16 protein-coding genes are annotated in these 21,017 nt (G+C 70.6%); 7 read left to right on the forward strand and 9 right to left on the reverse strand.

The window, feature by feature from the left end:
* Positions 1–3: 3 nt before the first annotated feature.
* The 4 genes from AWQ68_RS33005 to AWQ68_RS33020 are packed head-to-tail and all read right to left on the reverse strand — an operon-like array spanning position 4 to position 3,860.
* Positions 4–813, reverse strand: a complete 810-nt coding sequence (locus AWQ68_RS33005) for a carbohydrate ABC transporter permease (RefSeq protein ID WP_066948218.1) — start codon at positions 811–813, stop codon at positions 4–6.
* Entirely contained in the window at positions 810–1,733 is a 924-nt protein-coding gene (locus AWQ68_RS33010; protein WP_084464668.1) for a carbohydrate ABC transporter permease, read from the reverse strand. Before AWQ68_RS33010 ends, AWQ68_RS33005 begins: the two co-directional genes overlap by 4 nt.
* Complete coding sequence (locus AWQ68_RS33015; RefSeq protein ID WP_066948221.1) at positions 1,730–2,992, reverse strand: ABC transporter substrate-binding protein; 1,263 nt, start codon at positions 2,990–2,992, stop codon at positions 1,730–1,732. Before AWQ68_RS33015 ends, AWQ68_RS33010 begins: the two co-directional genes overlap by 4 nt.
* A 10-nt stretch (positions 2,993–3,002) precedes the next feature.
* Entirely contained in the window at positions 3,003–3,860 is an 858-nt protein-coding gene (locus AWQ68_RS33020; protein ID WP_066948224.1) for a poly(ethylene terephthalate) hydrolase family protein, read from the reverse strand.
* Positions 3,861–3,926: 66 nt separating this feature from the next.
* Between AWQ68_RS33020 and AWQ68_RS33025 the strand changes: the two genes are divergently transcribed.
* Positions 3,927–4,613, forward strand: a complete 687-nt coding sequence (locus tag AWQ68_RS33025; RefSeq protein ID WP_084464669.1) for a TetR/AcrR family transcriptional regulator — start codon at positions 3,927–3,929, stop codon at positions 4,611–4,613.
* Here AWQ68_RS33025 and AWQ68_RS33030 read toward each other — a convergent pair.
* The 3 genes from AWQ68_RS33030 to AWQ68_RS33040 form a co-directional block, all read right to left on the reverse strand.
* Positions 4,583–6,469, reverse strand: a complete 1,887-nt coding sequence (locus tag AWQ68_RS33030; RefSeq protein ID WP_066948230.1) for a hypothetical protein — start codon at positions 6,467–6,469, stop codon at positions 4,583–4,585. The two genes, AWQ68_RS33025 and AWQ68_RS33030, sit on opposite strands and share 31 nt — an antisense overlap.
* Before the next feature lie 20 nt (positions 6,470–6,489).
* Entirely contained in the window at positions 6,490–8,073 is a 1,584-nt protein-coding gene (locus tag AWQ68_RS33035; protein ID WP_066948233.1) for a zinc-binding metallopeptidase family protein, read from the reverse strand.
* 68 nt (positions 8,074–8,141) lie between these two features.
* Positions 8,142–9,152: a LacI family DNA-binding transcriptional regulator gene (locus AWQ68_RS33040; RefSeq protein WP_157546068.1), complete on the reverse strand. Its 1,011-nt coding sequence runs from the start codon at positions 9,150–9,152 to the stop codon at positions 8,142–8,144.
* Positions 9,153–9,319: 167 nt separating this feature from the next.
* Here AWQ68_RS33040 and AWQ68_RS33045 point away from each other — a divergent pair, with 167 nt between their 5' ends.
* The 5 genes from AWQ68_RS33045 to AWQ68_RS33065 are packed head-to-tail and all read left to right on the forward strand — an operon-like array spanning position 9,320 to position 15,876.
* Positions 9,320–10,609, forward strand: coding sequence for an ABC transporter substrate-binding protein (locus AWQ68_RS33045; protein ID WP_066948236.1), 1,290 nt, complete (start codon positions 9,320–9,322; stop codon positions 10,607–10,609).
* On the forward strand, positions 10,609–11,457 hold the full coding sequence (locus tag AWQ68_RS33050) for a carbohydrate ABC transporter permease (protein WP_245656343.1): 849 nt from the start codon (positions 10,609–10,611) through the stop codon (positions 11,455–11,457). Before AWQ68_RS33045 ends, AWQ68_RS33050 begins: the two co-directional genes overlap by 1 nt.
* Positions 11,454–12,272, forward strand: coding sequence for a carbohydrate ABC transporter permease (locus AWQ68_RS33055; RefSeq protein ID WP_066948242.1), 819 nt, complete (start codon positions 11,454–11,456; stop codon positions 12,270–12,272). The genes AWQ68_RS33050 and AWQ68_RS33055 overlap by 4 nt, the downstream gene beginning before the upstream one ends.
* On the forward strand, positions 12,269–13,258 hold the full coding sequence (locus tag AWQ68_RS33060; RefSeq protein ID WP_066948245.1) for a serine hydrolase domain-containing protein: 990 nt from the start codon (positions 12,269–12,271) through the stop codon (positions 13,256–13,258). The genes AWQ68_RS33055 and AWQ68_RS33060 overlap by 4 nt, the downstream gene beginning before the upstream one ends.
* Before the next feature lie 14 nt (positions 13,259–13,272).
* Positions 13,273–15,876, forward strand: a complete 2,604-nt coding sequence (locus AWQ68_RS33065; RefSeq protein WP_066948247.1) for a family 78 glycoside hydrolase catalytic domain — start codon at positions 13,273–13,275, stop codon at positions 15,874–15,876.
* Positions 15,877–16,391: 515 nt separating this feature from the next.
* Here the strand turns inward: AWQ68_RS33065 and AWQ68_RS33070 are convergent.
* The gene (locus tag AWQ68_RS33070; RefSeq protein WP_066948250.1) at positions 16,392–16,991 is read right to left on the reverse strand and encodes a TetR/AcrR family transcriptional regulator; all 600 of its coding nucleotides are present in this window, start codon (positions 16,989–16,991) and stop codon (positions 16,392–16,394) included.
* Positions 16,992–17,152: 161 nt separating this feature from the next.
* Between AWQ68_RS33070 and AWQ68_RS33075 the strand changes: the two genes are divergently transcribed.
* Positions 17,153–18,661: an MFS transporter gene (locus AWQ68_RS33075; protein ID WP_066948253.1), complete on the forward strand. Its 1,509-nt coding sequence runs from the start codon at positions 17,153–17,155 to the stop codon at positions 18,659–18,661.
* 252 nt (positions 18,662–18,913) lie between these two features.
* On the opposite strand, the gene AWQ68_RS33080 is transcribed toward AWQ68_RS33075, so the two are convergent.
* Complete coding sequence (locus tag AWQ68_RS33080; RefSeq protein ID WP_169809033.1) at positions 18,914–20,611, reverse strand: glycoside hydrolase family 18 protein; 1,698 nt, start codon at positions 20,609–20,611, stop codon at positions 18,914–18,916.
* Between the last annotated feature and the right edge of the window lie 406 nt (positions 20,612–21,017).

The following is a 21,017-nucleotide window of genomic DNA, read 5'->3' on the forward strand; positions in this document are numbered from 1 at the left end:
GGATCATCGCTTCAGCCCTCCGAAGGTGAGCCCCGCCACGTAGTAGCGCTGCAGCGCCACCATCAGGATGAACGGTGGCACGGCGGTGACCAGTGCCGCGGTGGTGGTCAGGTGATAGTTGAAGCCGACCTCGCTCTGGAAGTTGGCCAGCCCCACCGGCAACGGCCACAGCTCCTGCTCGTTGGCCACGATCAGCGGCCACAGCAGGTTGTCCCACTGTGCCAGGAAATGTACGAGGAACAGGGTGATGAGCGCGGGCTTGAGCAGCGGCACGGCGATGCGCGCGAAGATGCGGAACTCCCCCGCGCCGTCGACCCGCGCGGCCAGCAGCAGCTCCTTCGGGATGCCGAGGGCGAACTGCCGCACCAGGAAGACGCCGAACGCGCTGATCATCCCGGGCACCATCATGCCCTGGAAGGTGTTGACCCAGCCGAGCTCCTTCACGATGAGGAAGACGGGGATGACCAGGACCATCGGGGTGAGCGCGAGCGTGCCGATCACCAGCGCGAACAGGACGCGGCGGCCGGGAAAGGACAGCTGGGCCATCGCGTATCCGGCGGCGGCCGAGAACATCACGTCCAGGACGCCGGTGCCGACGCACAGGATGAGGCTGTTGCGCAGGTAGGTGGGCAGGTTGGCCTCGCCGAACAGCAACCTGATGTTCTCGGGCAGGTGGAAGCCGTTGAAGACCAGCCCGCGCAGGTCGGTGTCGTCGGGCGCCGAGGCGACGACGAGCATGGCGTAGACCGGCAGCAGCATGAACCCGACCGCGACGATCAGCCAGACGGCGCGCAGGATCGTTCCCGCTCTCATTCGTCGCCTCCCTTCAGGAACCCGAACTGCAGCGCCGAGACGATCACCATGGCGGCGAGCAGCACCATGCCCATCGCGGCGGCGTAGCCCATGTGCTCGTAAGGGAAGGCGTTGGCCCAGATGTAGTACGGCAGCACCTGGGTGGCGTCGGCGGGCCCGCCGCCGGTGAGCAGGAAGGCGGGCACGAACGCCTGCATCGATCCGGCCACCGAGATGACCAGGACGAACAGCAGGGTCCTGCGCAGCAGCGGGAGCGTGATCCGGGTGAACGTGGTCACCGCCCCTGACCCGTCGATGGCGGCGGCCTCGTACACCTCGCCGGGCAACGCCTGCAGCCCGGCGGTCAGGATGATCACGAACAGCCCCATGCTCTTCCAGACGACCATCACGACCAGGGCCCAGATGGCCAGGTCGGAGCTGGTCAGCCAGGACTGCGGCTCGATCCCGACCAGACCGAGGAGGGTGTTGGCCATGCCGCGGTCGGAGTAGATGATCACCCAGACCATGGACGTGGCGGCGAGCGGCATCACGGCCGGAATCATGACGAGCGCTCTGAGCCGGCGGTTGAGCCGTCCCGGCTTGCTCAGCGGCACGGCCACCAGCAGGGCCAGCACGATCGTCGGGACGACCGTGCAGACCGTGTAGACGACGGTGATCCACGCCGAGTTGAGGAAGCCGGGGTCGGCGAACATGCGCTCGTAGTTGGCGAGGCCGATCCAGTTGGGCGTCCCTGCCATCTCGTAGTCGGTGAAGCTGAGATAGATGGCGGCCAGGAACGGGACGAGCCAGAACACGACGAAGAAGACGGCCACCGGGAGGGTCAGCGCCACGCCCGCCGTGGCCTGGGGCCGGGTTCTGCCCCTGCCGAGCATGCCCGCGGTGGCCTGGGGCCGGGCTCTGACCCCGTCGAGCACGCTCACAGGACCATTCGCACGGTGGAGTCGAAGGTTGCCGCGGCCTGGGCGGGGGTCGACTTGCCGTAGGCGACGGAGTCGACGGCGCCGGCCGCGGCCTTCGCCAGTTCGAGGGTGCCGGGGATGATCGGGCCGAAGTCGACATGCGGAAGGCTGTCGGCGACGATCTTCATGATCTCGGACTTGCCGCGCGGCCCGGCGTCGCGCCAGCCCTTGGTCGGGATGATGATGCCGTTGTCGAGGTTGGCGGCCACCGACGGGGCGCCCTGCAGGTAGTTGACGAGGTGCCAGGCGGTGAACTGGTTGGGCGAGTCCTTGGCCACGCCCCAGCCCCAGGTGTAGGCGGGGACAACGGGCGGGCCGCCGGCCCAGGTGGGCATGGGCGCGACGCCGTACTGCTTGCCGAAGGTGAGCGTGTCCTTGCCCAGCTTCTCCAGCGCGGGGCCGAGGAAGGCGCCGCTGACGACCATGGCGGCCTCGCCGGAGTAGAACAGGCCGAGTGCGCCCAGCGGGTTGGAGAGCTTGGGGTTGCCGATCCCCGACATGTACGTCAGGGCGGCCCGGCCCTGGTCGGTGGCGAGCGACGCCTTCGCGCCGCCCGCAGCGACGAGCTCGCCGCCCTTGCCCTGGACGAGGGCGGTCAGCATCATGAGGGCCCACTGCGGGTCGCCGTAGAGCCACTGCAGGCCGACCCGGCTGCGGTCCCTGGAGGTGAGCTTGACGCTGTACTCGGCGACCTCCTCCCAGGTCACCGGGGGCTTGTCGGGGTCGAGCCCGGCCTCCTCGAACCGGTCCTTGCGGTAGTAGAGCATGCAGGGGTTGAAGTCGATGGGCACGCCGTAGGGCACGTCCTGGTACGTGAGCGGGGTGGTCGTGCCCGGCTCGTAGTTCTGTAGCGAGAGCGCCTTGGTGTCGACGGGCGCGAGCCGCTTCTTCTTGGCGTGCGCGGGGAAGCTCCAGTGGCCGATCTTGAAGACGTCGGGCGGGGCGCCGCCGCTGAAGGCGGTCAGCAGTTTGGCGTCGAGCTGGCCCACGGGCAGGTAGAGCAGCTTCACGTCGACCCTGAACTCGGCGATGTAGCGGTGCACGAGCTCCTGGAACTGTTGGCCGGTGTCCTGCGAGCCGTGCAGCCAAACGGTGACCTCGCCGTGCGGCCTGCCGTCCACGGCCTGCTGCCGAGGCTGGTCCTTGCCGCATCCGGCGAGCAGAGTGAGCGCGCCGGCGGCGCCGGCGGCGAGTAGCCCACGCCGCGTCAGATCCGCCATGGTGGTTCTCCTAGGTGAGGTTCTTGAGGGCCTGGTTCTGCCAGGCGGTGTTGGTGGGGAGCTCGGGGGTGCTGCCGGCGAACGCCCCGCGGGCCTGGGTGTCGGCCTGGAGGCGGTACCTCAGCCAGGCGGTCACGTAGCCGAGGAAGGCCCCGCCGGTGTTCTGGATGTCGTTGTGCCCTGCACCCTTGAGCAGCGCCCTGCCCGCTCCGGCGGTGGCCTGGTCGTAGTAGCCCTGCACGGTCGCGGCCGAGGAGATCAGCCAGTCGTTCGCACCGCTGAGCAAGAGCACCGGGCAGGTCAGGGCGGCGACGGAGAACTCGTCTCCTGGGCTGGCCATCCACTGCGCGGGCACGGCGATCGGCACGACGGTCTTGATCAGCCCGGCGGAGCGGTTGGCCGCGTTGATGGATCCGCCCGCGCCCTGGGAGTGGCCGACGGCGGCGACCTGGGCGGTGTTCAGCTTGCCGTGGAAGACGCTGGCGGGATCGGTGTTGAGGCCGATGAGGTGCTGGGCGGCGGCGAGGATCTCGGCGCCGGTGCCCGTGGTCGTGCTGGTGGAGGCGACCACCGCGAAGCCCCACGAGGCGAGGTGGTTGAGCAGTCCCGGATAGTTGTCGGGAGTGGCCCACGAGCCGTTGCCCCATGTGACGATCGGGTGGGTGACGCCGCCCGAGCCCAGGGTCTGCGGGTAATAGAGCCGGTGGCCGCCCGAGGTGCCGGTGGCGACCGGCCACGGACCCGTTGCCTTGTAGATCGTCTCGATGGTGGAGGCGGCGTTGGCCTCGGTGGTCCACGACAGGAATCCGGCCGACATGAGGCCGAGCGCCCCTGCCCGCAACGCCTGCCGACGGGTGAAGTGCTCCATGGTCACCTCGCGGGTTATTTGGAGACGTGAACGTCTCCTAAGAGAGGGAAGTACGATCGGTGAGCGATGTCAAGACATGAACAGAAGGAAGTTCCGGCGGCCCGGCCACTCCCCAGGGGGCGGCACGGACTCTCCCCCGACACGGTGCGCAACTCCCAGCGAGACCGCCTCGTGGAGGCCATGCTGAGGCTCGTCGCGAGGCGCGGATACGCCGCCACGAGCGTGCCGGACGTGATCGCCGCCGCGCGGGTCTCGCGCAACGCCTTCTACGTCCAGTTCGCCGACAAGGAGGCGTGCTTCCTCGCCGGATGCGAGCGCGACCTGCCCGAGATGATCGGCTCGATCCACACGGCCGCGTCGGGGGCGGGCGACCGCTGGCGCGAGGCGCTCTGGCTGGGGATGGCCGCCTACCTGCGGTGGTGGCAGGAGCGCCCGGAGTACGCGCAGGCGTACTTCGTGGAGTTGCCGAGGGCGGGTGAGCGGGCCGTCGAGCAGCGTGACGCCGCCTACCGGCCCTTCCTCGACATGCTCGGGGCGCTGGCCGCGCGGGCCAGGCTGGAGGATCCCTCGCTGCCGCCGCTGCGCGCCGCGGTGCCCCGCCTGATCGTCTACGGGACCACCGAGTTCATCGCCTCGGAGGTGCGTGAGGGCCGCGTCGCCACTCTGACGTCGTCGGCCGGCGACCTCTACCACTACACGGTCGCCCTGCTCGCCGGCCCCGATCACGGCATCGCGACCACCCCTTCCGCCTGAACCAGCCAGCCTTCGGGGAAGCACTCCTCCGCCGCCATGTGGGCGACGGCGGCCAGCAGGCCGCCGTTGCCCGGCAGGTAGAGGGGCAGCAGGCCGGGCCACTGGTGGTTGTGGCCGCTGGCCAGGTAGGTGTTCTTCGGGGCGTCCATCAGCAGCGCGTCCACGGCGGTGTCAGGCTCGCCGAGCCTGGCCGCGCACATGGCGAGCATCGGATAGTCCCAGCCCCAGGTGCTCTCCAGGTCCCAGTCGGCGAGCACGTCGTGCAGGGTGGCCCGCATGGTCTCGGCGTCGATCAGCGGGGTGGGCGGCACGAACCCGAGCGCACCGACCATCGAGGGGTGGTCGGTCCTGATCGTGTACGGCTCCACGCCGATGGCCGCGTAGACGCCGTCGCGCACCAGCGGCCGGGCCAGGCCGTGCAGGACCCGCGCCCACTCCGGGTCGGGGTCCAGGCCGAGCAGGCCCCGCCACCGCTGGGCCGTCTCCAGCCCCCACCACCAGTAGGCCAGCTCGAACGTGGGATCGCGCACCAGCCGCCTGGACTCGTAGTAGGACTCCTGCGCCGGGACCAGCGGCGGCCCCAGATGCCCGCCGCCCGCGAAGGAGGCCATGAACTCGGCCGTCTCGAACACCAGGTCCCGGTAGTCCTCCAGCGCCCCCGGGCGGACCCGGCGGAGCAGCTCGGCGAAGTAGATCAGGTGCGGCTGCTGCCAGACGATGAAGGCGCCGATCTCGCTCGGGCTCTCCCTGCCCTCCGGCCCCACCTGCTTGGGCCAGCGGGCGCCGCGGAAACCCTGCCGCCCGGCCGTGGCCCTGGCCCGCGGCAGGATCGAGCGGTACCACGGCAGGCTCCGCTCCAGCAGCTCGGGCCTGCCCCACAGGGCGAAGTGGGCGGCGTGCCACCAGTGCATCTCCAGGTGGAACTTGCCGCTCCAGGAGTTCACGGCCAGCCCGGTCTCCTGCGGCGGGGTGGAGCCCGCGCAGTTGACCGCAGTGAGGTACTGCGAGAGCACGACCCGGCGTTCGAGCTCGGGCGCTCGCGGGTCGGCGCTGCCGTCGAAGCTCACCGCTCCCCCGCTGGTCCAGAACCTCTCCCAGTGGGCGGCGGCAGCCGTACGGACCTGGGAGAAGGACGGGAGCGCGGCGCCGACGGGGTGGCGTGCGAACTCGACGACGAGCTCCAGCTCGTCGCCCTGGATCAGGTACACGTGACCGCGGGGCGACGTGAGCCGCGCCGGCCCCGCCCACTCGGCGGCCACGTGGTAGCGGTCCGCGTCCAGGACGCGGGTGAAGTCGCAGCGCGAGCCGTACGGCGTGCGCGTGAGCGCGTGCGTGGTGGTGTGCCTGTCGGGTTTGTCCCAGTCGGCGGTGGTGTGCCAGCCGTCGCTGGCGTAGGGGAAGGCGATCCTGACCCCCGCGCCGCCCACGACGCGGATGGCCAGCAGGTCACGCTCGGGGTGACAGACCGTCTCCACCTCGTACGGCAGGCCGCCCAGCTCGAAGGAGCTGGACAGCGTGCCGGTCCACAGGTCGAGGGTCTGCGCCGACCGGCCGAGCGGGGCGGCCTCGTCGACGTCGAGGCCGATCCGGCCGAGATGCAGGCGGTGCGGGTTCACGTGCAGCCAGCCGCCCGCCTCGGTGGCCGGATACAGGTCCGGATAGCCGACGCCGTCGTAGTCGGTGAGCGCGTCCTCCAGCACGTGGCCCTTGGGGTTGGGCATCGTGTGCCAGCCCCACTGCGCCTGCGTGCCCAGCGGCGCGAAGGTCTGCAGCCCGGTGGCGTCGGCGGTGAAGGCGAACTCCCCGTTGCCGACGGTGAGCGGACACCCGGCGTCGGCGATGGTGTGCCGACGCACGAGCGCCCTCCTGTCGATGCTCACGCACACCCCGGCGTGCCGGAGGCGCGCTGCTGGCGCATGGTGGTCACGTCGCCCGCGACGGCCGACTGGGCCATCGGGCCGAGGTCGAGCACGACGTCGGTGAAGGCGAGCGACGCCTTGCGCATCGCCGGCAGGTCGATCGCCTCGGTGCCGAACTGCGGCGAGAACAGCGTCTTGGGCGCGGCGATGGGCGAGATGACGGGCAGCAGGTGCTGGTTGTACGGCGTGCCCTCGCCACCGAAGCCGCAGTGGTGCGGCACCGTGGTGAGATCGGCCGCCGACAGGCCCTTGAGGATCGCGGTGCGCTTCACGTCCCAGTACTGGATGTGGCCCTTGACCAGTTCGCGCAGCGGCGTGCTCTCGCTGACGGGGACCATCAGCAGTTCGGTGAGGGTGGGGTTGGCGACGAGCTGCTTGCCCGGCAGGCCGTTCGGCCTGGCGACCGCGTCGTAGCGCTTGGCACCGAGGTGCTCGAGCACGACGACGGAGGAGACCCCGCCCTGGTCGTACTCGGCGTCGAGCTGGGCGGCGAGCTGACCCGCGCCGCCCTCGCGGACGTTGGGGCCGGTCAGATGCTGGTAGAGGTGGCCGGTCACGAACGCGAACTGCACGGTGCGCGGACGGCACTCCACCGGTAGCGACGACAGGTAGCGGGCCATCTCGATCATGGTGAGCGGGCCGTTGTCCCACACCGGGCTCATGCCGTCGGTGTGGCTTTCCACGACGATCTTCTGGGCGCTCCCGCCGGGAAGCGTCGCGAGCAGGGTGCGGGTCGTCGTCGGCGTCCAGGCGGCGTTCACGGTCAGCGCGGCCTGGACCGGCTTCCCGGCGGCCAGCGCGTCCTTGATCTGCTTGCCCTGGTCGGCGCCGACGTACGCGCCCGGCACGCCGTACGGCAGGCCCTCGTAGGGCGCGTACATGCCCTGGATCTGGGCATGCGGAAGCTGGCTGACCTCGATCACGCCCACCGCGCCCGCGGCGGCGGCCGCCTTGAGGTCGGCGTCGGCCGCGGCCGGGGCCTCCATCGACTCCGAGCCGAGCAGGTTGATCGTGAGGCCCGGGTCGTACATGGAGTAGCCGAGCCCACCGAGCGGATAGAACAGCAGGTTGGGCACGCTGGTCCACGGCAGGTCCCTGACCACGATCTTCCCGGCGGCGTTGGCCGCGGTGATGTTCGTCCCTGCGGCCAGGTGGACGAGCGGCGCCGAGACGCCGCCCGCGCCGGTGGAGGAGGAGAACGGCACAGGGGCCGCGACCTGCACGGCCGTACCACCGACGGTCAGGCCGGTGCCGAGGCTGTCCCAGCGGTCGATGGCGTAGGGCAGGGAGGAGAACTGGAGGCCGGGAATGGCCGCCATCTCGTCCTCCAGCCAGTCGACGTAGTCGGCGTGCGCGGTGGAGCCGGTCGGCCTGGGGCCGAACGCCTCCTGTTGCTTGGCCAGGGTGCTCAGGCGGGCCTCGGAGGCGAACGCGGCTGGGTCGACCCTGACCGGGCAGGCCAGAGCGGCCGCCTGGGCGAAGGCCGGTTGCGCGGGCGCGACCAGCGGGAGGAGAAGGGCGAGGAGAGCGAGTCGTCTCACGTGGGGGGCCTTCCATCAAATCGTTCTAGTACGTGGTCCGCGACAGTCCCCCGACATGCGGTTGGTTCTCAGGGGCGAGGCGGTCCTGTGGTTCCGCGGACGATCAGCGTGGGCGACACCGACGACGTCACCGATCGTGAGCGTCCCTCGATGCGTTCGACGAGCAGTTGCGCGGCGGTCGCCCCGATCACGTGCCCGTCCTGGTCGACGCTGGTGAGCGAGATGCGCTTGAGCGAGGCGATGCCGATGTTGTCGTATCCGGCGACGGAGAGGTCCTCCGGCACCGACAGGCCCGCCTCGTCGGCGGCGCGCAGCACGCCGAGCGCCGCGATGTCGGCCCCGGCGAAGATCGCGGTGGGCCGGTCGTCGCGCGCGAGCAGTTCCCGCGCGCCCTCGAAGCCGCCCTCCTCGGTGAAGGAGGTGGCCAGCACGTCGTCGGCGAGTCCGTGGGCGCGCATCGCCTGGCGGTAGCCTTCGGCGCGCACCGTGTGCGGCAGTCCCTGGGCGCGGGCCCGCTCCAGGTGGGTGATGTGCGCGATCCGGGTGTGCCCGAGCCCGACCAGGTGGTCGACCACGAGCCCCGCCCCCATCACGTCGTCGTCGACGACCGCGTCGTAGGCCGCGGCGCCGCCGTGCCTGCCCACCACGACGACCGGGGTGGCCGTCGCGATGGCCGCGAGTTCGGCGTCCGTCATGACCGGCGAGATCAGGATGAGCCCGTCCATGCTCCGGTCGATCATGGCGTCGGTCATCCTGGCCTGCGTCTTGGGTTCGATCCCGCCAGGCCCGAGCAGCACCTGGTACTCGGTGTCGCCCAGCCGGCCGGTGATGCCCTCGATGATGTCGGGGAAGAACGGGTTGCGGGTGTCCGAGAGCATGACGCCGAGGGTGTAGGTGCGTCCGCGCAGGGCACGGGCCGCGGCGTGCGGGCGGTAGCCCAGCTCTTCGATGGCCTGCGTCACCTTGGTCTGCATCTCCGCGCTCACGCCGTAGGCCCCGCGCACCACCTTGGACACGGCGGCCGTGGAAACCCCGGCTCGCCTGGCCACATCGGCGATCGTCACCCGTCCGCTCGTCACACGCCGTCCTTCATAGAGTCTTCGTAGAACGAACTACACACTTTTCCGAAACGTGAGGCTAGCCCGTCACCGATCCCCGGGTCTACCTCTTGACGGGCGATTCTCTCGTGCCCTAACAATGGAGAACGTTCTACATAATACCCCCTAAAATGAACAGGAGCACGGGCGTGAGAGCACCATCTCGCCTGCTCAGCGCGGCGATCGGCGCCGTCCTCGCCCTGTCCCTCTCCGGCTGCGGGTCGTCCGCCCCGGAGGGGACCGGTCAGGTGAAGCTGACCCTCTGGCACAACAGCGCGGACCCTGCGCCGCTGCTGGAGATGTACAAGAAGTTCGAGAAGCAGTCCGGCCACAAGATCGAGCTCGTGTCGATCCCGTCCGACGGCTTCGAGGACACCACCCAGACCAAGTGGGCCACCGGCGACCGCCCGGACATCCTGGAGTACCACGCGACGGTGAGCGGCCTGCTCGCCCTCAACCCGGCCGAGAACCTGCGCGACCTGACAGGCGAGGGGTACATCGCCAGGTCCGGCGACCTCTACCAGTCCGCCGGCTCCGTCAACGGCAAGGTCTACGCCGCCATCACCGGCTTCCCCCAGGTCTTCGGCCTCTACTACAACAAGAAGGTCTTCACCGCGGCCGGGCTGACCCCGCCCACGAACTTCGCCGAGCTCGCCGCCGCCTGCCCCAAGCTCAAGGCCGCCGGCGTCACGCCGGTCTTCGAGTCGGGCGGGTCGATCTGGCCGGTGCAGATCCTGCCCATCCTCTACCTGGCGGGTGCCAACCAGTCCAACGCGTACGGCAAGGCCATCGCGGGCCACAGCAGCACGCTGGCCGACGCGGGCTCGCCCTTCGTCTCCGGCCTGACCGCCTACGCCAAGCTGAAGGCCGACGGCTGCTTCAACAAGGACATCGTCACCGCCAAGTTCGAGGACTCCATGAAGGCCCTCGTGACCGGCAAGGCCGCCATGGTCGCCCAGCACTCCGACATGCTGCCGGCCCTCCTCGCCGCCGCGGGCGGCGACCAGAAGACCGTCGACGAGTCCGTCGGCTTCGTCGGCCTGTCGAGCGACAAGCCGCTCGTGACCTACGCGCCCGGCCCGATCGGCACGTTCTACCTGCCAAAGACCGGTGACGCGGCGCGAGAGAAGGCGTCGCTCGACTTCGTGCGCTTCATGACCGGCCCGGCCTACGCCGAGTACATCACCGCGTCCAAGACCTTCCCCGTGCTCAAGGACGTGCCCGACCCGCAGGGCGTCCCGTCCGTGCTGCAGGACGTCAAGAAGGCGTACGACACCGGCGCGGTCATCGCCTTCAACTCCGACATCCCCGGCATGGGTGGGCTGGCCCAGCTCATGTCCGAGCTGATCGCCGGGCAGAAGGATCCGCAGAAGGTGGCGACCCAGCTCCAGGGCCAGGTCGAGCAGGCCGCCAAGGCGGCAGGGCTGCCCGGATGGTGATGCGGAACAGGGCGGCCTGGCTGCCGTGGGCACTTCCCGCGATCGTGCTGGTCACGGTCTTCTTCGTCGCCCCGTTCCTGCTCAACGTCCGGTTCGCGTTCTCCTCCTGGACGAGCTTCCGAGCCGAGATCACCTGGAACGGGCTGGAGAACTTCCGCACGCTGATCGACCAGGACCTGCTGGCCAACGCGGTCACCGTGACCGTGCTGTACGCGATCCTGTGCATGGCGATCCAGAACACGGTCAGCCTCTCGCTGGCCCTGGCCCTCCAGCGGACCAGCGGGATCAACACCGTCTTCCGCTCGGCGTTCTTCCTGCCGACGCTCATCTCGCCGCTGGCCGCCGGATACATCTGGCGCGGGCTGCTCGCCCCCGACGGGGCGGTCAACTCCTTCCTCGGCGTCGAGTGGGCGTGGCTGGGCGAACCGTCCACCGCGCTGGTGGTGGTCGCGTTCATCGACGCGTGGAAGTGGAGCGGACTGATCACCCTCGTCTACATCGCGGGCCTCAACTCCATCCCGAAGTCGCTGCTGGAGTCGGCGACCGTCGACGGGGCCGGGCCGTGGACCCGGTTCCGGCGGGTGGTGTTCCCGCTGCTCGCCCCGGCGCTGACCTTCAACGTGGCGGTCACACTGGTGGGCGCGCTCAGCGCGTACGACGTGATCGCCGCCACCACCGGCGGCGGGCCCGGCGACCACACGCGGGCCCTGAACGTGGTGATGCGCCAGCAGTGGGGGCAGGGCTTCTTCGGCTCCGCCAGCGCGCTGGGGTTCACCGTGACGCTGCTGGTGATCGCCACCGCCGTGCCCCTCGTGTGGTGGCTGCGGCGCAGAGAGGTGACGGCATGAGAGCGGTCCTCAAGTACACGGCGCTGACGCTCTTCGCGATCCCGTGGGTGCTCGTGCCTATCTGGCTCGTGGTCGTCAACTCGTTCAAACCCGCGGGCGAGGCCGCCGAGCTGGGCCTCGGCCTGCCCAGGACGTGGGCGATCGCCGAGAACTACGGCATCGTGCTCGACCGGGGTGGCTACCTGATGGGGCTGGTCAACAGCCTCAAGGTGACCGTGCCGATCGTGGTGGCCGTGGTGTTCCTCGGCGCGGCGGCGGCCTGGGCGTTCGGGCGCAGCCGGTCGCGGTGGCTGCAGGCGGCCTACTTCGTGATGGGGCTGTCGATCCTGCTGCCGCCGTCGATCATCCCGACCGTCTACCTGCTGCGCGCCCTGTCGCTGGACGGCGGCTCGCTCGGCTACGTGCTGACGATGACCGGCTGCCGCCTGGGCGCCGTAATCTTCCTGGCGACCGGATTCGTCCGGGCGTTCCCCCGCGACCTGGAGGACGCCGCCGCCATCGACGGCGCCTCCCGCCCGCAGGTCTTCGTCCGCATCCTGCTGCCCCTGCTGCGGCCGGTGCTGTTCGTCGGCAGCGTGATCCTGATCATCAACGTCTGGAACGACTTCTTCTTCGCCCTCTTCCTGCTCCAGGGCAGCGCGAACGCCACGCTGCCGCTGAGCCTGTTCCAGTTCGCCTCCGGCACCTTGCAGAGCCTGAACTGGAACCTCGTCTTCGCCCACGTCCTGCTCACCACGCTGCCCCTCGTGGCGGTGTACGTCGTCGCGCAGAAGCGCGTCCTGGCCGGCCTTACGGAAGGTGCACTCAAGGGATGACCACTCACGACATCGCGCTCGACTGGGTCAGGCGCGAGATCAAGGAGGGGCGGCTGCCGTGCGCGGTGTTCGGCGCCGCCACCTCCGACGGGATCCAGGTGCTGGAGGCGTTCGGCGAGCACGACGGCCGAGAGACCAGGACCGATGACCACTTCGCGCTGTTCTCGGTGACCAAGCCGTTGACGGGGCTGGTCGCCCTGCGCCAGGTCGAGCGCGGGCTGCTGTCGCTGCGCCGCCCGCTGCGGGACGTACTGCCGAACTTCGCGCGGCCCGACGTGACGCTCTGGCACCTGCTCACCCACACCAGCGGCATCGCCGAGCAGACGCTCACGCCCGACGACCTGCTGGAGCACCTCGTCACCGCGCCATCGATGTTCGAGGCAGGCACGCTCAGCCAGTACTCCAACCTGGCTTTCGCCGGGATCGCGGAGATGGTCCGCGACGTCACGGGCCGCGACGTGGCCGACGTGATCGACTCCGACCTGAACACGCTGGTGCCGGGCGGCGGGCGGATCACGTTCGACCCGGCGTGCGACGCGGCCGAGGTCCACGGCCTCGAACTGCTCGGGCCCGGCTTCGACTTCGACAAGTTCGTACGGCTCCGCCACCCGGCAGGGGCGCTGTTCTCCCGCGCCGAGGACCTCCTGGCGCTGGGCGGGGCGCTGCTGCGCGGCGACCGCCGGCTGATCCACCCGACCACCCTGGCCGCCATGACGACCCCGCAGACGACGGGCCTGGTCAAGCTGCAGCCCGACCCGGTCAACGCCGGGCAGGACTGGGGCCTCACCTGGAACCTGCGCCACTCGGCTCCCGGGCTGCTCGACCGGCGGCTGTACGGGCACGGCGGCGCCTCGGGGTGCCAGTGGTGGATGTACCCGGAGCAGGACGCGTGCTTCGTGCTGCTGATCAACGTGATGGCGCCGAGCCTGTACGGCGTCGACGTCGACGGTCTGCACAACGCCTTCACCACCGGGCTCGATGCGTGAACCGGGATTCGGGGGTGCTCGGAGTGCAGGTCTCAGGCGCGCAGGCGCCGTTCATCCGTTCGGCCCCGCCCGGTTCGCGGGCGGGCCTGACGTGTGGTCTGGCGGATCCGGTGGGCGTGGACGAGCCGTCGCCCCGGCTGTCGTGGGACGCCCGGCTGCTCAGGGAGGCGACCGTGGTGGTGTCCTCGGACGGGCGCGAGCTGTGGCGGTCGTCCGTGCCGGCCGGATCGCACAGCGTGGACGTGCCGGGTGAGCGGCTGGCGCCGCTGACGCCGTACACGTGGAGTGTGGAAGGACACGCGACCGGCGCGTTCACCACGGGCCTGCGGGCGCGCGGTGGGTGGGACGCCCCCTGGCTGGCGGGCGACCCTCGGGCGGCGGTGAGCCTGCGCGGGTCGTTCACGTGGCGTCCCGCTCCCGGGCGCGCCTGGCTGGCCGCCACCGCGCTGGGCGTCTACCGGGCGCTGCTCAACGGGGTACGGCTGGGCGAGGAGGAGCTGGCCCCCGGCTGGACCGACTACCGCCACCGGACGCGCTATCGGCTGCTGGAGCTCACGGAGCTGCTCGTATCCGGCGAGAACGAGCTGGAGCTGTGGCTCGCTCCCGGCTGGTACGCGGGTCACGTCGCCGGCGGAGGCCCGCGCCGCTACGGCGACCGGCCCGCCGCCAGCGCCCAGGTGCTCGTGCGGGACGACGACGGGGTCCGCCGCGTGTTCGCCACGGACGCGGCCTGGACCCGGCGGGATCTCGGCCGCCCGCGCGCCGACCTGGTGATGGGCGAGACCGTCCAGGCCCCTTCCGGGCAGGTCGGACCCGCCGAGACGACGACCCCTTCGGAGATCCTGGTGGAGGCCGACCCCGCCCCCCCGGTGCGGGTGATCGGCACGGTGCCCGCCGTGTCCGTGACCGAACCCGCGCCGGGCGTCCAGGTGGCCGACTTCGGGCGGAACGTCGTCGGGCGTGTACGGCTGCGCGTCGACGCGCCGGGCCCCGTACGGATCGTGGTGCGGCACGGGGAGGAGCTGACCGCGACCGGGCGGCTCTACACCGACAACCTGCGCACCGCGGACCAACGTGACGAATTCGTCCTCGGCCCCGGCTCGCACGTCGTGGAGCCCGCGTTCACCCTGCACGGGTTCCGCTACGCGGAGGTCACCGGCTGGCCGGGCGCGCTGACGCCGGACGACCTGGAGGCGGTGCTGCTGTCCTCCGCGCTCGCCGTCACCGGCTCGCTGACCGTGAGCGATCCCGCCGTACGGCAACTCGTCGCCAACATCGGCGCGTCGGCGGACGGCAACCTGGTGAGCGTGCCGACCGACTGCCCGCAGCGCGACGAGCGGACCGGCTGGACGGCCGACATCTCGGTGTTCGGCTCGACGCTCAGCTTCCTGCGGCACACGCAGGCGTTCCTGTCCGGCTGGGTGACGACGCTGATCGACGGGCAGCGGGCCGACGGCGCGGTCCCGCATGTCGCGCCGGTCCTGCCCGAGTACGGATACGACTCCCCCGTGTGGTCCGACGCGCTGGTCGAGGTGCCGTGGCTGCTGTGGCGGCGCTACGGCGACGACCACACGCTGCGCCGCGCGTACGACCCGATGCGGCGGTGGGCCGACTACTGCCTGGCCCAGGCCGAGGGCGGCATCAGACCGGGCCGGGCCCTGGGCGACTGGCTGGCCCCCGGCACGGTCGAGACGCCCAAGAGCCTCATCGCCACCGCCGCCCTCGCCCGCAGCCTCCGCCTGGTCGCACACGTGGCCGACGTGCTCGGCGAGCCGCACGCGCCGGAGTACGGCGAGGCGTTCACCCGCGTGTCGGGCGCCTTCCAGCGGGCCTTCCTCAACGGGCCGAGGCTGCACACCGAAACGCAGACCGGCTACGCCGTCGCCCTCGCCTGGGACCTGGTCCCGCCCGAGGACCGGGCCGCGTCGGCGCAGGCGCTGGCCGAGCTGGTCCGCGCCGACGGGCACCGGCTCATGACGGGCTTCGTCGGCACCCCCCTGCTGCTGCCCGTGCTGTCGGAGACCGGCCACCACGACCTGGCGTGCCGGATCTTCAACCAAGAGGGCTATCCGTCCTGGCGCTACCAGCTCCGCGCCGGGGCGACGACCATGTGGGAGCGCTGGGACGCCTGGCACCACCGGCACGGCCTGCAGACGCCGACCATGAACTCCTTCAACCACTACGCCTACGGCTGCGTGGGCGACTGGCTGTTCCGGCACGTGGCGGGCCTGGGCGACGACCCGCGCGGGACGGGTGGCGGCTTCGGCGAGCTGCTGCTGCGTCCTGGCCCCGTCCCGCTGCTGCGCCAGGCGCACGCCCGCTACGAGAGCGCGTCGGGGACCGTCGAGTCGGGCTGGCGGGCCGGGCCCGACGGGGTCCAGTTCACGTTCGCCGTCCCGGAGGGCGTGACCGCCCGCGCGGTGCTGCCCGTGCGCGGCGCGTGGGACGGGATGACCGTCAACGGCACCTTCCTCATGGGCCTCAGCGAACAGCTGCCGACCACCAGACTGGCCGACGGGGGCTGCGCCCTGAACCTACCGCCGGGCCGCTGGTCGTTCACGGCCCCTGCGGCGGCCACGGCCCACCTACTCCAGGAGTGGGACGACCTGGGCCAGTGAGCTGCTTGCTTGCGGTCACCACTCGTGTTGCCTTTCGTCACTGAGTGGTGACTTCGGGTGCGGCAGGTGTGTGCCGGCGGGATCGGCGACAGCAGGCTGCCTCCGTTGGTGCTGACCGCGGTCGCGGCCCGGTCGGGCGTGGCACGGGGGACGGTGAACTCGGTGTCCCGGTCACGAATGAGGAACCGAGGCGGGACCGGTCGCCCGCCTCGCGGTCACGACGCCGAACACGGGCGCCTACTGCTGCAAGGGGCGGCGTACCGGGCCGCCGAACAGGTGACTCCCGGTCCAGGCCGCCGCCCAGATCAGCCAGAAGAGACCGATGACGCCCCAGCAGGCGAGCAGAAGTGTCCGCGGCCGATGGTCGCCCCCGCGGCGTCGAGTGCCTGCCCGCCGGGGTTGCGCAGGTGCGCGCCGGTGAAGTCGGCAAAGGTGCCGATGCGCGTATCGGCGAACCGGACGGCGCAACCGGGTCGTCCTCCTCTGGCTTGCCGGTGGTGAAGTCGACTGAGGCGCTACCCGTGCTGACCTTCACCGCCGGCCGCGGCGGCGCAGCCTGGACGGAGGATTCCGGAGAGCAGGGCGTCGAGCGCCCAGAGGTAGTCGGCGCGGCAGTCGATCAGCGGAGGGCCGCCGTCCAGGTGGCCGAACGGGTGGGCGTTGAGCAGGTGGCCGAGTACGAGGTTCCACAGGGCGCGGACGGCGCGGTCCGCGTCGTCGACCGCCAGGCCGGCGGCGACGAGCACCTCGGCGACCCGGCGCGGGACGTCCTCGCCGCCTCCGGCCAGGATCTCACCGGAAGCGATCACCTGGGCCGCCCACGGATGCTCCGCAAGGAAGTCATAGGTGAGCGCCCAGTGCGTACGCAGCCACGACGCGGGCGTGCTGCAGGGGGGCGCGATCGGGAAGGACTCGGCGAGATCGTCACAGAGCAGCTGGAGCAGCTCGCGGCGGTCGGCGATGTGCCGGTAGAGCGACGACTGCCCGGTGCCCAGTTCGTGGGCGAGCCGGCGCAGGGTGAGCGCGTCGATCCCTTCGGCGTCGGCGATCGCGCGTGCGGTCGCGACGATGCCGGACTTGGTCAGCCGGGAGCGTCCACCGGGTTCGGAACGCATCTCTGCTCAGCAGCCTTTCCCACGTTTTCCTGACATTTCCCGAAACAGTCGGCTTCCGGGGTGCGGGCGCCGATTGCGAACATCGTTCGCTTGTAGTTAGGCTCACCTAACGCGAATGCCGTTCGCATCGTCTCGTACCCTACCCGAATCATGGAGCCGCCATGCCCGCAGCAGCATCCCCGGAGCCCTCAGGAGGCGTGAAGGGCCGGAGCGCGGCCTCCGGAACGCCGATCCTGGTGGCCGTGATCGTCGCCGTGGTCTCCTACGGCCTGATGCAGACCATGCTGGTGCCCACCGTCGGCGTGCTCCAGCACAGCCTGAACGCCGGCCCGGCCGCGGTGTCCTGGGCGGTACTCAGCGCCACCCTGCTGAGCAGCGCGATACTGACCCCGCTGATCAGCCGCCTGGGCGACGGCCACGGCAAGCGCCGCGTCATGCTCACGGTCCTGGTGGTGTACCTGGTCGCGACGCTGGGAGGTGCACTCTCCTGGGACATCGGCGCGCTGATCGCCTTCCGAGCGGTGCAGGGCGTCAGCCTGTCGCTGCTGCCGCTGGCGTTCGGAATCGTCCGCGAGTCCATGCCCGCCGTACGTGTGCCGGGCGCGCTGGGGCTCACCTCCGCCGTGGTCGGCGGCTCGGCGGGCATCGCGCTGCTCGGCGGCGGCCTGATCACCGATCTCGCAGGATGGCGCTGGCTGTTCGTCGCCGGAGCGGCCATGATCGTCGCAGCACTGGTCCTGGTCTGGCGGAATGTTCCGGAGAGCCCGGAACGCACCTCCATCCGCCTGGACTGGCCGGGCATGTTGTCGCTCTCGGCCGGGCTGCTGATGGCGCTGCTCGGCCTGACCCAGGGCGCGAGCTGGGGATGGGGCTCACCGACGGTCATCGTCCTGCTGGTCGGCGGTCCCGCCGTCCTCGCCCTCTTCCTGTGGATCGAGTCCCGCGTACCGCATCCGCTGTTCCCCCCGTTCCTGCTGGTACGCCGCCCGATCGCGGCGGTGCACGCGATCGCGTTCCTGATCGGCGCCAACCAGTTCGTGTTCTACGTGCTGGTGCCAAGGTTCGCCCAGACCCCGCCGGGATCCGGCGGGCTCGCGGACTACGGGTTCGGCATGTCGGTCACCGGCGCGGCACTGGTGATGCTGCCGGGAACGGTGGTCATGCTCCCGGCGAACGCCTTGGCCGCCAGGGTGGAGGCGCGCTGGGGACGCGTCGCCGCCCCGGCCCTCGGCATGCTCACCGCGGCCGCCGGCGCGGTCGCGCTCGCGCTGGCGCACGCACGGGTGTGGCAGTTCGTCGTGTTCGTCGTGGTGCTCAGCGTCGGTTGGGGACTGGTGATGTCGTCCCTGCCCCGGCTGGTGGGCGGCACGGCCCCGCCCGAGCACACCGCCGGCGCCAACGGGGTCAACACCGTCGCCCGTACCGTGGGCGGCGCGGTCGGCAGCCAGGTCGCCGCCGCGGTGCTGGCCACGATGACCGTTCCCGGCACCGAGGCGCCCGCACCGTCGGGGTACACGGCGTCCTTCCTGATCGCCGCGGGCGCGGCGATGTTCGGCGCGGCGCTGGTGCCGCTGCTCCGCCGCCGTGTGCGTGCCCCAGGGGAGGCGGCTCCCGCGGGTTCGCCCACCGCGCCGGCCGCACCCGCCACGGGAACGCTCGGCGGCCCGTAGCTCGCCGGGCCACCGGCCACCCCGTCCCGGATACCTCCGGCGTCCCATCGACCAAGTACCGACTGTTCCACTGACCGCAGCGAGGGCACCGGCAAGCGATGGCCGCACCCGCACCGTCGTCAACGATCGCCGGGTGCGCGGCCCGTGCCGCGGACGCGCACCCGGCTAGGTGACGATCACGAACTCTTTGGTTCTTGGAGAGGCAGGACGCTGATCGATGCCGTGGCACCGCTGCTGCGTCCTGCCGGAGAACTAGCGCAGCGAGTCGGCGATCTGGGTGAGGATCTCGGCCTGGCCGGGCGTGAACGCCTTGCCGGTCTGCGCGCTGACCTGGTTGGTGAACGCGTGGAGCTTGCCGGCGCGCGCGTTGCCGTTCGGCGCCTGGCTCGCCGACTTGACCTTCGCGATGAGGCCGTTGGCGGCACCACTGTCCTTGGCGAACTTGCTGACGAGCCCCTCGAGGTAGGCGTACGGCGAGGAGTCGACGAACGCGTAGCCGTTGACCATCCGGCTGTTCAGCGGGTCCGGGTCGATGATGGTCACCGTCAGCGGGTACGCGCCGGCCGTGGCGTAGGTGTGCGTCCCGGAGATGGTGAACTCGCCGTTACCGGCGGGCGTCACGGTGCCCTGGCTGCGGGTTAGGTCGCCCCAGTTGATGATCGCGGTCAGCGAGCTCGCGGAGCTGCCGGACACCGTTGCCACGGTTCCGCTGAAGGACTGGCCGGCCTTCGGGAGGAAGGTCGTACCGTTCACGGTCGGAGCCGGCGCGCCGGTCACCTTCTCCGGCTGCCAGGGCAGCGAGATGGCGCGCAGCTGGCTGCCGCTCGCGTCACCGGTGAGCTCCCAGGTGAAGACGCCGTTGAGGCCCTGGTCCTTGGCGTACTGGGAACGGATGCCGAGCGAGTGCGCGGTCTCGTAGCTGCAGAGGGTCCGCGTGGTGGGGTTCCACAGGTACTGCGACTGAACCTGAGCGTCCCAGTTGATCAGGACGGAGGTGTTGGTCGGGTTGAGCGCGTTGGTCGGCGAGGTCTGGCCGCAGCCGGTCCCCGTCCACGGCTGGAACAGGCCGTTGTTGTTGGTGTTGGTCATCACGAATCCGCGCGACAGGGTGAACTCCGTGCCCAGCGTCATCTTGTTGCGCGGGACACCGTGCTCGAGGTAGTAGCGGATGGCGTCGTCCGTGCTGTTGTACTGGTCGCCGGTGTTGTCATCGGCGTGCCGGTACAGCGGCTGGTTGAACATGGACACGGGAGAGTACCCGGTACCCATGTCGTAGGTCATCACGTTGATGTTGTCCAGCGTGCGGCCGAGGGTCTCCAGGTCGAAGCTGGTGTTCGTGTCGTACGGCGCGCCGGTGACACCGTTGCCGGAGTCCTGCCAGCGTCCCGCCGGCAGGGCGGCGGTGACCAGGAAGTCACGGCGGCTCCTGCCGTGGGCGTCCGCGTAGGCGTTCAGCTGGGCGCGGAACTCGTCGACGAGCAGGTTGAAGTTCTCCCGGTCGTTGGGCAGGTAGCCGATGTTCGGCAGGCCACCGGAGACGGGGAACTCCCAGTCGAGGTCGAAGCCGTCGGTGGCCCCGTTCGCGACGAAGGCGTTGATGCAGGAGGCGACGAACGCCTTCCGCTTGGCGTCGGTTGAGGAGACGTCCGAGAAGTTGGCGGCGCCCCAGCCGCCGACCGAACGGATGACCTTCAGGTTCGGCCGGGCCTGACGCGTCTGGAGCACCTCGTTGATGCCGTTGGCGCTCGCGGTCGTGCAGGCGCCGTTGCGAATCGTGGAGAACGCCCAGAAGAAGTGCGTGACCAGGTCCATGTTGACCCGCGAGAACCTCGGCGGATCCGAGAGCAGGTAGCCGCCCACCATCGGGGTCGACAGCGGAGGTACGGTCTCGCCGGTTTGAGTGGATTGGTTCGCGGCTGCCGCAGGACCGACGGCCCCGAGCACTGCCATTCCGACGATGCTTGCACCGACAAACATCCGCCTGATTTTCATCTATACCTTCCTGTTGGTCGAGCTCCTGCACCCGGTGACTGTGAAGTACACCGAGTGCCTCGTGGTGCGAACAGCCGGACATCGAACCGGCTGCGACCGATTGCCTGGCGTGCCGGTCGCCGCCCTGGTCCAGGAGACGAACGGGGTGCCGAGCATCAGCAGGGACGGCGACCGCCACAGGCGTGGTCGCCATAGCCCTGGTATGGGGGTGCGGGTCTTTCCAGTTCGCGGGAAGGGGTCATTCGGTGGCCGCCTCCGAGGGGAGGCGAGAACGCCATGGCTATGTAGAGACTTTTCGAAAGCTGTCTGCGAAATACGATCGAGGATCCGGAGCGGATCGAGCGCCTCGACATACGACGGCACG

It is taken from the genome of Microtetraspora fusca (genome assembly GCF_001570365.1).
Lineage (GTDB): Bacteria > Actinomycetota > Actinomycetes > Streptosporangiales > Streptosporangiaceae > Microtetraspora > Microtetraspora fusca.